This window comes from Pseudomonas entomophila (assembly GCF_013523125.1).
Taxonomy (GTDB): domain Bacteria; phylum Pseudomonadota; class Gammaproteobacteria; order Pseudomonadales; family Pseudomonadaceae; genus Aquipseudomonas; species Aquipseudomonas entomophila_B.
Genome location: NZ_JAAMQJ010000041.1, coordinates 13,532 through 25,116, shown reverse-complemented (window position 1 = coordinate 25,116; position 11,585 = coordinate 13,532). Strand labels below are relative to the sequence as shown.

Genomic DNA, 11,585 nt, shown 5'->3' with positions numbered 1-11,585 from the left:
GGCCTCCGCAGGAGCGGTCTGGTTGGCGACTTCGCGTCACGTACACGCCGAAAAAAGGCCCCTGAAGGGCTTGAGTTTTCTGCCTGACTTGTGTTTGCGATTTGGCGTAAAACCCAACATGTAGTTGGTCGCCGGTCATGGCGATACAAGATAGTGCGGTCGCCGGCCTAATGCAAGACGACGCCTCTGTGGATAACGTGTGGGTATTTTGTGCGTAGGGGGGCGTATCCCTTGTAGCTCGCGTCTTACAAAGGAGTCGCCATTGGTCGGCGAATTTTCTTTGTTTTTCCAGGGAACTCTACGGCCGACGCGTCAGACACTGACCAGGCTCAGCAACTGCCCCTCTTCGACCCGAAATTGGCCTCGTACTTCCTGCCCGGCGCGCCAGGCCGGCGACAGGTCGGTGAGCAACCGTAGCCGCGCGTCGCCCTCTGGCGACCAGTCCAGCACCTCGGCATCCTCGAACCAGAACCGCGTGCCGGTGAGCGGGTACAGGGTCTTGAACAGACTTTCCTTGAGCGAGAACGTAAGGGTCACCGTCAGGCCGAGCTGATGGCGATCCAGCCGTTGCAGCTCCGCAGGCGTCAGGATTTCGCCTGCCAGGCGTTCGGCACGCGCGTCGCTCAGCACGGTTTCAACGTCCAGGCCAACCCCGCCACAGTCATCCTGGGCCACGACCACGGCGGCAGCCCAGCCCTGACCGTGGGTAATGGCACCGTGCACCCCAGGGGCCCAGACCGGCGAGCGATCCTCGTGGGTCGCCGGTACATGCTCACGGCCGTCCAGACGTTGCAGGGCGGCGCGGGCGCAGACCCGGCCGGCCAGATACTCGGCCTGACGCTTGGCGACCGAGCGTTGCAGGCTCGAGGTCTGCACGATCTTCGCGCGCTGGAAATCGTCCGGTGCCAGGCGGCCGGGATCGAAGGTGCAACTGACCAGCACCGCACCCGGCAAAGGGCGGGGCAGGGGCCAGTGGTACTCGAGGGGGTCGCAGCAGTGGGGAAGTCGGTTCATGCTGACCATTGTGCCAGCCCCGGACACAGGAGGGGAGTGCAGGACGAATCGCTCACTCCGCTGTACCGTGCGGGCGGATTTCCGCCATCGCGCCAGGGCTGGCTGGCAGGGGCGGCGGGTTTCCGCCACGGGAGAGACATCGGCTGCACACCAACCGAGCAGCAACATCCCGTAAACACGGCCCATGCCCCGACACCGTGCATTGTGGCACCGGCCTTGCTAAGCAGTTGGCAGAGTCTTGCAATCAGCAGCTCCTACAACAAATCCCTCCCAGTGCAGGAGGGTTCGCGCTAGGTGCTTCGACGCCCTGGGAAGGGTGGCGCCGCACACTGAGGAAATTGAGCCATGACGACACGTCAGCCGCTGTACAAATCCCTGTATGTCCAGGTGTTGGTCGCCATCACCGTGGGTATCCTGCTCGGCCACTTCTACCCTGAAACCGGTGTTGCCCTGAAGCCCCTGGGCGACGGCTTCGTCAAACTCATCAAGATGGTGATCGCCCCGATCATCTTCTGTACCGTGGTCAGCGGTATCGCCGGCATGCAGAGCATGAAGTCGGTCGGCAAGACCGGCGGCTACGCCCTGCTGTACTTCGAGATCGTCTCCACCATCGCCCTGATCATCGGTCTGGTCGTGGTCAACGTGGTCCAGCCCGGCGCCGGCATGCACGTCGACGTCAGCACCCTGAACGCCAGCAGCGTGGCTGCCTATGCCGCCGCCGGCGCGCAGCAGACCACCGTGGGCTTCCTGCTCAACGTGATCCCCAACACCGTGGTCGGCGCCTTCGCCAACGGCGACATCCTCCAGGTGCTGATGTTCTCCGTGCTGTTCGGCTTCGCCCTGCACCGTCTGGGCAGCTTCGGCAAGCCGATGCTGGACATGATCGATCGCTTCGCCCATGTCATGTTCAACATCATCAACATGATCATGAAGCTGGCCCCGGTCGGTGCGTTCGGTGCCATGGCCTTCACCATCGGCCAGTACGGCGTCGGCTCGCTGGTGCAGCTGGGCTACCTGATGGCCTGCTTCTACATCACCTGCCTGCTGTTCGTGCTGGTGGTGCTCGGCGCCATCTGCCGCGCCCATGGCTTCAGCGTCCTCAAGCTGATCCGCTACATCCGTGAAGAACTGCTGATCGTGCTGGGCACCTCTTCGTCGGAATCGGCCCTGCCGCGCATGCTGGCCAAGATGGAACGCCTGGGTGCCAAGAAGTCGGTGGTGGGCCTGGTCATCCCGACCGGTTACTCGTTCAACCTCGACGGTACCTCGATCTACCTGACCATGGCGGCCGTGTTCATCGCCCAGGCGACCGACACCACCATGGACATCACCCACCAGATCACCCTGCTGCTGGTGCTGCTGGTCGCCTCCAAAGGCGCTGCGGGCGTGACCGGTTCGGGCTTCATCGTCCTGGCCGCGACCCTGTCAGCCGTCGGTCACCTGCCGGTGGCAGGCCTGGCGCTGATCCTCGGCATCGACCGCTTCATGTCCGAAGCGCGCGCACTGACCAACCTGGTCGGCAACGCCGTCGCCACCGTGGTCGTGGCCAAGTGGGTCAACGAGATGGACAACGACAAGCTGGCCTCCGAGCTGGCCTCCGGTGGCGCGCCACTGGTCGAGACCCGTCCGACCGACGACCTGGGCGTGGCCGAAGGCCCGGCCCGCTGATCGCTCGACGCGTGTGAAAAAGGCGACCTTCGGGTCGCCTTTTTTGTGAAAGTGGGTAGCCCGCTTTTATGAAGGCAGCGGTCCTTCCGCGCGATCCATGTGTCACCGTATCGCGGTTTTTTGTGGGCCCGCAGGGCCCACGAAATCAGCCACCCCTAGCACCCAGGCAAACCACCGAGGTACCGCCCTGCCTGCAACCCCTCCACCCGACACCCGCACTCACACCATCCGTGTCTCCCCCCTGTACTGCAACACCTGCTTGCAGCGCCGACACACATACCGCCGCCCACCCCGCACCAGCCGGTGCCGCTGCGCTGTGAACGCGAACTCGCTCTCCGGGCACGGGCAGTGGTACAGGTAACGCAAGACGCTGCGCCGCTCCACGGCATAGCTATGGCAGCGCTCGGCCGGCAGGCCGTACACCCCGACCATGATCGACTGCCACTCGCGACCATGGGGCTGGATGCGCCCGCCGAACACCTGGTGCGCCACCAGGTGCGCGACCTCATGGGCCACGGTCTGGCGCAGGAAGTGGTCGGTGTTCTCGCGGTACAGCTGCGCATTGAAGCGCAACAGGTTCTGCTGAAGGTGCGCCACGCCGGCTTTCTGCCCGCGCAGCTTGAGGCTCACCTCGGGCCGGGGGAAGCGACGGTCGAAGAACGTTTCGGCCTGTCGGTAGCAGGCTTCCACGCGTTGGTTGAGCAGGTCTGGCATGACGAACGATCTCCTGGCCGGCCATTATGCCTCACGTCCAGCCTCGGCATGGCGCCACCAGCCGACCGGTCGCCGGTCACGGTCTTCATCGGATTACCCTACGCGAAACGCCGCTTTATGCGTAAAATGGCCGGCTTTTGTCACACCTTGCGGATCCAAGCGCTATGGGCACCCTTTCGGTCAATCAGAACAAACTGCAGAAACGCCTGCGACGCCTCGCCGGCGAAGCCATCACCGACTACAACATGATCGAGGATGGCGACAAGGTCATGGTCTGCCTGTCCGGTGGCAAGGACAGCTACACCCTGCTCGACGTTCTGCTGCACCTGCAGAAAGTGGCGCCGATCCAGTTCGAGATCGTCGCGGTGAACATGGACCAGAAGCAGCCCGGCTTCCCCGAGCACGTGCTGCCGGCCTACCTCGAGACCCTCGGCGTCGAGTACCACATCGTCGAGAAGGACACTTACTCGGTGGTCAAAGAGCTGATCCCCGAGGGCAAGACCACCTGCTCGCTGTGCTCGCGCCTGCGCCGTGGCACGCTGTACACCTTCGCCGACGAGATCGGCGCGACCAAGATGGCCCTGGGGCACCACCGCGACGACATCGTCGAGACCTTCTTCCTCAACATGTTCTTCAACGGCACGCTCAAGGCCATGCCGCCCAAGTTGCGGGCCGACGACGGCCGCAACGTGGTGATCCGCCCGCTGGCCTACTGCAGCGAGAAGGACATCCAGGCCTACTCGGACATGCGCGAATTCCCGATCATCCCGTGCAACCTCTGCGGCTCCCAGGAAAACCTGCAACGCCAGGTGGTCAAGGACATGCTGGTGGAATGGGAGCGCAAGCACCCAGGGCGTACCGACAACATCTTCCGCGGTCTGCAGCACGTGGTGCCGTCCCAGCTGGCCGACCGCGACCTGTTCGACTTCGGCAGCCTGAAGATCGACGAAAACGCGACCCCGCGCTTCCTCGACGTGGTGAACCTCTGACCCATGCGTAACTACACCTGGCTGCACGAGTACTGCCTCAACCGCTTCGGCTCGGCTGCCGCGCTCGAAGCGCGCCTGCCACGGCCCAAGACGCCCGAGCAGCTCAGGGCGATCGGGGACGACCGCTACCTGTCGACGCTGGCGCTGCGGGTCTTTCGCGCCGGGCTCAAGCACAGCCTGGTCGACGCCAAGTGGCCGGCCTTCGAGCAGGTGTTCTTCGGCTTCGACCCAGAGAAAGTCGTGCTGATGGGCGCCGAGCACCTGGAACGGCTGATGCAGGACACACGCATCATCCGCCACCTGGCCAAGCTCAAGAGCGTGCCGCGCAATGCGCAGATGATCCTCGACGTGCAGCATGAGCACGGCAGTTTCGCGGCGTTCATTGCCGACTGGCCGGTGGACGACATCGTCGGCCTGTGGAAGTACTTGACCCGCCATGGTAACCAGCTCGGCGGGCTGTCGGCGCCACGCTTCCTGCGCATGATCGGCAAGGACACCTTCGTGCCCACCACCGACATGGCTGCCGCGTTGATCGCCCAGGGCGTGATCGACAAGCAGCCGACCAGCCAACGCGACCTGGCGCTGGTGCAGCAGGCCTTCAACCAGTGGCACCAGCAAAGCGGTCGGCCGCTGTGCCAGCTGTCGGTGATGCTGGCACATACGGTCAATCACTGACGCCCGAGTGCCCGCGTCTCAGCGGGTCGGGTGGGCGAGCGTCCTGGCGGTGCTCGCCACGCGCTGGCCCAGGGCACGGCACAGGGCGATCTCTTCAGCATCCAACGCGCGCTTGCCATCGGCGCCGGCATGGTGGCTGGCGCCATAGGGCGTGCCGCCGCCCCGGGTCTCGATCAGCGCCGATTCGCTGTACGGCAGCCCCAACACCAACATGCCATGGTGCAGCAGCGGCAACAGCATCGACAGCAGGGTGCTCTCCTGGCCGCCGTGCAGGCTGGCCGTGGAGGTGAACACCGCAGCCGGCTTGCCGACCAGATCGCCGCTGAGCCACAGGCCGTTGGTGCCGTCCAGGAAGTACTTCAATGGGGCGGCCATGTTGCCGAAGCGTGTCGGGCTGCCCAGTACCAGGCCAGCGCAGTCGCGCAGGTCGTCGAGCGTGGCGTAGGGCGCGCCGTGTTCGGGAATGTCCGCCGCGACCGCTTCACAGTCACTGGACACGGCCGGCACAGTGCGCAGGCGCGCTTCCAGGCCGGTCAGTTCGATGCCTCGGGCGATGTGCCGGGCCATGTCGCGGGTCGCGCCGTGCCGGCTGTAGTACAGCACCAAAATGTACGGCGCGTTCATGGCAGGATCTCCAGCACCTGCTCGGGAGGACGACCGACGACGGCCCGGTCGCCCGCAACCAGGATGGGACGCTCGATCAGGATGGGGTGCGCGACCATGGCGTCGACCAGCTGGGCCTCGGTGAGGGCGGGGTCGGCCAGTCCCAAGGTCTTGTAGGCATCTTCGCCACTGCGCAGCAGCTGACGCGCCGGCAGGCCCAAGGCCTTCAACAGGGCACGCAGGGCCTCGGCATCCGGCGGTGTCTCCAGGTAGCGCACCACCGTCGGCGCCAGGCCGCGGGCTTCGAGCAGCGCCAGGGCCTCGCGGGATTTGGAGCAGCGCGGGTTATGATACAGCGTCAGATCGGTCATCACAGGTCGCATCCAGCAGGGTGTGGCGGCTATTCTAACCTCAGCGAATCGATCGTTCGCTTCAAACTTCAAGAAGGATGCACGCATGGCAAGGCGTTTCGCGGCAGCACTGGCCATTACCGCAGGCCTGCTGCTCGGTGGTTGCGGCGCGGACTACGGTGTCGATCAGCATGGCAAGGCCGTCGAGGCCAGCCAGGTGGACGGGCACTGGGTGATCCTCAACTACTGGGCCGAATGGTGCGGGCCATGCCGTCTGGAGGTTCCCGAGTTGAACACCGCCGCGCAGCGCTGGCAGGCCAGTGGCGTGAAGGTCATCGGGGTCAACTTCGACGGGCTGCAGGGCGATGAGCTCAAGCAGGCCAGCGAGACCCTCGGCATCCGGTTCACCGTGCTGGCCCAGGACCCGGCCGAGCACTACGACCTGCCGCGCAGCGAGGCACTGCCGGTCACCTACATCATCGACGACAAGGGCAAGGTGCGCGAGCAACTGGTCGGCGAGCAGACCCTGGAAAGCCTCAAGGCACGCCTGAAGGCACTGAAGGGGCCGGAGGTCTGAGCGGGGGTTGCATAAAGCAGGTAAGCGCCCGTGGATTCTATCTTGTGCGGGCTTGCCCGCGATGCAGGCGGTGACGGACCGGACGCTATCGCGGGCAAGCCCGCTCCCACAGGGGCCTGCGCCGGCCTGCTAGATCAGCCAGACGAGCCGAATCTCACCCGTCGAACACCGCCGGCCTCTACCCCCTCAACCCTCGTCCGGCCACAACCGTAGCGGCTGGCCCACGCCCGTCCACAGGCGCAACTGCCCCTCGGCGGAGGTGTCCCAGCGCTGGACCTTGGGCAGGGCGTCGAGGAAGCGCTGCTCCTGCTCCATGATCGCCGGTGCGCACAGCTTGCGCGTGCTGCCCGGCGGGCCGAACGTCAGCCGATCGCCGTCGAGCGTGTAGGGTGCGAACCAGTGGTTGCAGCCGGCGTTGCCATAGGCGCGATTGTCCGAGCCCAGGGTCAGGGTCAGGTGGCTGTTGTCCATCAGCGGACGCTCGCCGATCCATTCCAGTGCGTAGCTGCGCTCCTTTTGCAGAGGCGGTGCCTCGGTGGCGCAGCCCGTCAACCCGAGGACCACGAGCGAGGGGGCAAGCAGATGTTTCATGCAGACGTCTCCTGACAGGTAGGGCAGAGGTGGCCCTGGCCATGCGTCACCCAGCCCAGTTCGGCGACACGGGCATTGGCCGCAGGCTTGCGGGCCTTGGCACCGAGCTTGGCGTCCACCGCGAACTCGACCTCCAGCACCGCCTGGCACTGATCGCAGGTCACCTGCCACTGCAGGATTTCCAGTTCGGTGAACGCCGGCCCGCTGGCCACCGCCACCCACTGGCCCTGGGGGTTGATCAGGTGGCGCACGCTTTCGACGGTCAGGCGCATGGACAGGCTCTTGCTGCCCTTGAGCGTCACCAGCAGCACATCGCCACGCTGAATCGAGCCACCGTTGCCGGTGACCTGGTAACGGCCGGGCACCAGGGCGCGGCATTCGATCAAGGTGTGCTGTGGATTGAACAGGGTGTAGCGGAAATCGTGTTCGACCATGGGTCCTCCAGAAATGCCGCCTAGTGTAAGGGCAGATGCGCTTTTAATCACGACCGTACGCCCCGTCGACGCCTGGCTGCCTCATTCGAGCACGGTATGGCAGGGACGGCCCTCCGACCAGGCGATGAGGGTGTCCAGGGTCGTGCGGGCAATGGCATCCAGCGCCTCGCGGGTCAGAAAGGCCTGGTGGGCGGTGATGATCACGTTGGGGAAGGTCAGCAGGCGCGCCAGCACGTCGTCCTGCAGCGGCAGGTCCGAACGGTTCTCGAAGAACAGCTGCGCCTCCTCTTCGTAGACATCCAGGCCCAGGTAGCCCAGCTGTCCGCACTTGAGCGCGTCGATCAGGGCCGGCGTATCGACCAGCGCACCCCTTCCGGTGTTGATCAGCATGGCGCCAGGTCGCAGGTGGGCCAGGCTCTGGGCATCGATCAGGTGGCGGGTCTGATCGGTCAACGGGCAATGCAGGCTGATGATGCGTGATTCGCGCAGAAGCGTCGGCAAGGCCACGTAACGGGCGCCCAAGGCCAGGACGGCGGGGTTGGGGAAGGGGTCGTGGGCCAGCAGCTGGCAACCGAACCCGGCCATGATCCGGGCGAAGGCTTCGCCGATCTGACCGGTGCCGACGATGCCGACCGTCTTGCCATGCAGGTCGAACCCGGTCAGCCCATGCAGGGTGAAGTCTCCGTCGCGGGTGCGGTTGTAGGCGCGGTGCACATGGCGGTTGAGTGCCATGACCAGGGCGACGGCGTGTTCGGCCACGGCATGAGGCGAATAGGCCGGTACCCGTGTCACCACCAGGCCAAGGCGCTTGGCTGCCGCCAGGTCGACATGGTTGTAGCCGGCCGAGCGCAGGGCGATCAGGCGAGTCCCGCCGGCGGCCAGGCGCTCGAGCACGGGCGCATCGAGTTGGTCGTTGATGAAGGCGCAGACCACCTCGAACCCCTGGGCCAGCAACGCGGTATCGAGCGTCAGGCGGGCAGGCTGGTGGTGCAGGACCAGCGCTCGATCCGCCGCGGCGCGATCGAAGCTGTGCTGGTCGTAGGGCTGGCTGCTGAACAAGAGAACGCGCATGGCCATCTTCCGGCAGAAGAAAGCTCAAGTGTAGCCAGGCGGCCGACGCCTGCATTGACCTGTGTCGACGCCTGACTCGCCCCGTGTCAGGCGCTGGATCTGGCCTGCTGCGCCACGCGGGTGATGGCGCGGTCCAGTTCATCCAGCGCGTGGGGCGCTTCGACATGGTCCTGCTTGAGCAGGGTCTCGCTGTGCTGGCAGGCGGCGCGCAGCTGAGGCACGCCGCAATAGCGGGTGGCGCCGTTGAGCCGATGTACCTGGGCGATCAACGCTTCGCGGTCGTTGGCCGCGCGTGCCGCGCGGATGGCTTCGCGGTCGCTGTCGAGCGACGCCAGCAGCATCGCCAGCATGTCTGCGGCCAAGTCCGGCTTGCCGGCGGCCAGGCGCAAGCCTTCCTCGGCGTCCAGCACCTTGAGTTCATGACTGTGCGGTGTACGCTCGGGGCGTGACAGGGAAGTGTCCAGGGTCAGCCTGGTCCACTTCAGCACCACTTGGGCCAATTGCCGCTCGCTGATGGGTTTGGTCAGGTAGTCATCCATGCCCCCGAGCAGCAGTGCACGCTTTTCGTTGGCCATGGCGTGGGCGGTCAGTGCGACGATCGGCAGGCGCGGCGCCTCGCGTCCCGCCTCCCACTGGCGAATCCGCTGCGTGCAGGTCGGGCCGTCCATGCCGGGCATCTGCACATCCATCAGCACCAGGTCGAACGGACGGTCACGCACCGTGTCGATCGCGGCCTGGCCATTGTCGACGGCCATGACCTCGGCACCCATGTCTTCGAGCAATGTCTGCACCAGCAACAGGTTGGCCGGATTGTCGTCCACGCATAACAGGCGAGGGGCACGCGTGTCGCTGCTCAGCGGTTCGCGTACCGGACGGCGTGGCTGCACCAGTTCCAGCAAGGTGCGGCGCAGCTTGCGCGTGCAGGTCGGCTTGGCCAGCAACTGTGTCTGCCCGTCGCTCAGGTAGGCATGGTACGGGGTCTGCTGGGTGGTCGGGCAGAGCACCACGCATTGGCATCCGACGCGCTCGAGCCCGTGTGCAAGCTCACCCAGTTGCCCGGGCGAGAGCACCCCCAGATGGATGCCCAGGACCGCGAAATCGAACGGTCGACCGGCCTGGCTCGCAGCCTGGACAGCCTCGAGCAGGGTCTCGAAAGAGGCGAAGACGGTGCTCTCGAGCCCACAATCGGCCACCTGGTGTTCCAGCGCCTGGCAAGCCAGGACGTGCGGGTCGGCGAGCGCGACGCGACGGCCGACCAGGGCAGAGGGTGGCAAGGTCTCCACATCGTCGTGGGCCTTGGGCAGGCTCAGGGTGATCCAGAACTGCGAGCCTTCGCCCGGCGTGCTGTCGACGCCGATCTCACCGCCCATCTGCTCGACCAGGCGCTTGGAGATCACCAGCCCCAGCCCGGTACCGCCGGTCTGACGCGACAGCGAGTTGTCGGCCTGGCTGAACGCCTGGAACAGCGAGCGGACATCGTCCGGCGACAGGCCGATGCCGGTGTCCTGCACGCTGATGCGCAACTGCGCCTGGTCCTTGTGCTCGTCTTCGAGCATGGCCCGCACGACGATGGTGCCTTCGTGGGTGAACTTGATGGCGTTGCTGACCAGGTTGGTGAGGATCTGCCGCAGACGCAGCGGGTCGCCGATCAGCGACAGCGGCGTGTCGCGGTAGATCAGGCTGACCAGCTCCAGCTGCTTGGCATGGGCCGAAGGCGCCATGATGGTCAGGGTGTCCTGCAGTACGTCGCGCAGGTTGAACGGCACGCTGTCGAGCACCAGCTTGCCGGCCTCGATCTTCGAGAAGTCGAGCACCTCGTTGATGATGCCCAGCAGGTTGTCGGCCGAGTTCTCGATGGTGTTCAGGTAATCGAGCTGGCGTGGCGCCAGTTCGCTCTTCTGCAACAGGTGCGTGAACCCCAGGATGCCGTTGAGCGGCGTGCGGATCTCGTGGCTCATGTTGGTCAGGAATTCGGACTTGATGCGGCTGGCTTCGAGCGCCTCCTTGCGCGCCATGTCCAGCTCGATGTTCTGGATCTCGATGGTCTCCAGGTTCTGGCGCACGTCTTCGGTGGCCTGGTCGATGCTGTGCTGCAACTCCTCGCGTGCGGTGTGCAGCGTCTCGGCCATGCGGTTGATGCCCGAGGCCAGCTCGTCCAGCTCGCGACTGCCCAGCGCCGGCAGGCGCTCGTCGAGGTGGCCGTCCTTGAGCAGGCCCACGGCATGCTTGATCCGGCTGATCGGCGTGTTGATCGCGCGGCTCATGCGCAAGGCCAGCAGGACGGTGAAGGCCAGACAGGCGAGAATCAGCAGCACGCTGGCGAACGCGTTACGGTAGCCGCGCAGCAGGGTGTTGCCATGGGACAGTTCGATTTCGACCCAGCCCAGCAGCCGCTGCGATTCGGCAGGCACCGCATGGGTCGCCAGGTCGCGGTGATGGCCCAGCACGGGCAGCAGGTAGCGGGTGGCATCGTTGCCGGTGCGTTGCAACAGGCGCGTACCGGCCCCGGCCTCGCTGGGCGACGGGTTGAGCATGCTCGGCCCGGCATGGGCCAGGCGCTTGCGGTCGGCGTTCAGAAAGGTCACGGCGCGTACGTCTTCCTGCTCCAGGGATTCGACGGCGATGCGCTCGAGCTGGGCCGTGGCGCCTTGGGCCAGGGCGGGTGCGGCCAGGGGCGCCAGGTGTTCGGCCAGCATCTGGCCGCGCTGCAGCAGTTGCGTGCGCAGTTCGTTCTGCTGCAACCAGGTGAAATAACTGCCCAGTACCACCGCCATCAGGCCGGCAGGTACCAGCGCCAGCAGCAGCACCCGGCTCCTGATTCCCAGTCGATCGAACACGACGCTCTCCTGTCTCGTGGCTGTCTTGTTGTGGTCCAGGCGAACCCAGCCCCGCACGTTAC

At 65.6% G+C, this 11,585-nt stretch carries 12 protein-coding genes; 4 read left to right on the top strand and 8 right to left on the bottom strand.

Annotated elements, in window-relative coordinates; genetic code table 11:
• Window positions 1-312: 312 nt before the first annotated feature.
• Window positions 313-1,014, bottom strand: coding sequence for a 4'-phosphopantetheinyl transferase family protein (locus G7007_RS18195; protein WP_181103969.1), 702 nt, complete (start codon window positions 1,012-1,014; stop codon window positions 313-315).
• 345 nt (window positions 1,015-1,359) lie between these two features.
• On the opposite strand from G7007_RS18195, the gene G7007_RS18190 reads away from it, so the two are divergent.
• Window positions 1,360-2,682 (top strand): dicarboxylate/amino acid:cation symporter, encoded by a 1,323-nt coding sequence (locus G7007_RS18190; RefSeq protein WP_181103967.1) that lies wholly within the window; start codon window positions 1,360-1,362, stop codon window positions 2,680-2,682.
• A 219-nt stretch (window positions 2,683-2,901) separates the two neighbouring features.
• Here G7007_RS18190 and G7007_RS18185 read toward each other — a convergent pair whose 3' ends face one another.
• Window positions 2,902-3,396 (bottom strand): SprT family zinc-dependent metalloprotease, encoded by a 495-nt coding sequence (locus G7007_RS18185; protein ID WP_181103964.1) that lies wholly within the window; start codon window positions 3,394-3,396, stop codon window positions 2,902-2,904.
• A 164-nt stretch (window positions 3,397-3,560) separates the two neighbouring features.
• Here G7007_RS18185 and ttcA point away from each other — a divergent pair, with 164 nt between their 5' ends.
• Window positions 3,561-4,385: a tRNA 2-thiocytidine(32) synthetase TtcA gene (gene ttcA, locus G7007_RS18180; protein ID WP_181103961.1), complete on the top strand. Its 825-nt coding sequence runs from the start codon at window positions 3,561-3,563 to the stop codon at window positions 4,383-4,385.
• Between the two features lie 3 nt (window positions 4,386-4,388).
• Window positions 4,389-5,060, top strand: a complete 672-nt coding sequence (locus G7007_RS18175) for a DNA-3-methyladenine glycosylase I (protein ID WP_181103959.1) — start codon at window positions 4,389-4,391, stop codon at window positions 5,058-5,060.
• An 18-nt stretch (window positions 5,061-5,078) separates the two neighbouring features.
• Here G7007_RS18175 and wrbA read toward each other — a convergent pair whose 3' ends face one another.
• Both wrbA and arsC read right to left on the bottom strand, forming a co-directional pair.
• Window positions 5,079-5,684 (bottom strand): NAD(P)H:quinone oxidoreductase, encoded by a 606-nt coding sequence (wrbA, locus tag G7007_RS18170; protein WP_181103956.1) that lies wholly within the window; start codon window positions 5,682-5,684, stop codon window positions 5,079-5,081.
• Window positions 5,681-6,034, bottom strand: a complete 354-nt coding sequence (gene arsC, locus G7007_RS18165; RefSeq protein WP_181103953.1) for an arsenate reductase (glutaredoxin) — start codon at window positions 6,032-6,034, stop codon at window positions 5,681-5,683. The genes wrbA and arsC overlap by 4 nt, the downstream gene beginning before the upstream one ends.
• An 85-nt stretch (window positions 6,035-6,119) precedes the next feature.
• On the opposite strand from arsC, the gene G7007_RS18160 reads away from it, so the two are divergent.
• Complete coding sequence (locus G7007_RS18160; protein ID WP_181103950.1) at window positions 6,120-6,590, top strand: TlpA family protein disulfide reductase; 471 nt, start codon at window positions 6,120-6,122, stop codon at window positions 6,588-6,590.
• A 186-nt stretch (window positions 6,591-6,776) separates the two neighbouring features.
• Here the strand turns inward: G7007_RS18160 and G7007_RS18155 are convergent, their stop codons facing one another.
• The 4 genes from G7007_RS18155 to G7007_RS18140 all read right to left on the bottom strand — a co-directional run bounded on the left by G7007_RS18155 (window position 6,777) and on the right by G7007_RS18140 (window position 11,523).
• Window positions 6,777-7,181, bottom strand: coding sequence for an META domain-containing protein (locus tag G7007_RS18155; protein WP_181103947.1), 405 nt, complete (start codon window positions 7,179-7,181; stop codon window positions 6,777-6,779).
• On the bottom strand, window positions 7,178-7,615 hold the full coding sequence (locus G7007_RS18150) for a hypothetical protein (protein WP_181103944.1): 438 nt from the start codon (window positions 7,613-7,615) through the stop codon (window positions 7,178-7,180). The genes G7007_RS18155 and G7007_RS18150 overlap by 4 nt, the downstream gene beginning before the upstream one ends.
• An 81-nt stretch (window positions 7,616-7,696) precedes the next feature.
• Complete coding sequence (locus G7007_RS18145) at window positions 7,697-8,686, bottom strand: 2-hydroxyacid dehydrogenase (RefSeq protein ID WP_181103941.1); 990 nt, start codon at window positions 8,684-8,686, stop codon at window positions 7,697-7,699.
• A gap of 86 nt (window positions 8,687-8,772) precedes the next feature.
• A complete protein-coding gene (locus G7007_RS18140) occupies window positions 8,773-11,523 on the bottom strand; it encodes an ATP-binding protein (protein ID WP_181103938.1) in 2,751 nt (916 codons plus the stop codon).
• Window positions 11,524-11,585 lie beyond the last annotated feature (62 nt).

What these genes read in the sequence shown, in the direction of transcription:
- G7007_RS18195 (WP_181103969.1), bottom strand. Translation starts at nt 1,014, where the DNA reads ATGAACCGACTTCCCCACTGCTGCGACCCCCTCGAGTACCACTGGCCC.
- G7007_RS18190 (WP_181103967.1), top strand. Translation starts at nt 1,360, where the DNA reads ATGACGACACGTCAGCCGCTGTACAAATCCCTGTATGTCCAGGTGTTG.
- G7007_RS18185 (WP_181103964.1), bottom strand. Translation starts at nt 3,396, where the DNA reads ATGCCAGACCTGCTCAACCAACGCGTGGAAGCCTGCTACCGACAGGCC.
- ttcA (WP_181103961.1), top strand. Translation starts at nt 3,561, where the DNA reads ATGGGCACCCTTTCGGTCAATCAGAACAAACTGCAGAAACGCCTGCGA.
- G7007_RS18175 (WP_181103959.1), top strand. Translation starts at nt 4,389, where the DNA reads ATGCGTAACTACACCTGGCTGCACGAGTACTGCCTCAACCGCTTCGGC.
- wrbA (WP_181103956.1), bottom strand. Translation starts at nt 5,684, where the DNA reads ATGAACGCGCCGTACATTTTGGTGCTGTACTACAGCCGGCACGGCGCG.
- arsC (WP_181103953.1), bottom strand. Translation starts at nt 6,034, where the DNA reads ATGACCGATCTGACGCTGTATCATAACCCGCGCTGCTCCAAATCCCGC.
- G7007_RS18160 (WP_181103950.1), top strand. Translation starts at nt 6,120, where the DNA reads ATGGCAAGGCGTTTCGCGGCAGCACTGGCCATTACCGCAGGCCTGCTG.
- G7007_RS18155 (WP_181103947.1), bottom strand. Translation starts at nt 7,181, where the DNA reads ATGAAACATCTGCTTGCCCCCTCGCTCGTGGTCCTCGGGTTGACGGGC.
- G7007_RS18150 (WP_181103944.1), bottom strand. Translation starts at nt 7,615, where the DNA reads ATGGTCGAACACGATTTCCGCTACACCCTGTTCAATCCACAGCACACC.
- G7007_RS18145 (WP_181103941.1), bottom strand. Translation starts at nt 8,686, where the DNA reads ATGCGCGTTCTCTTGTTCAGCAGCCAGCCCTACGACCAGCACAGCTTC.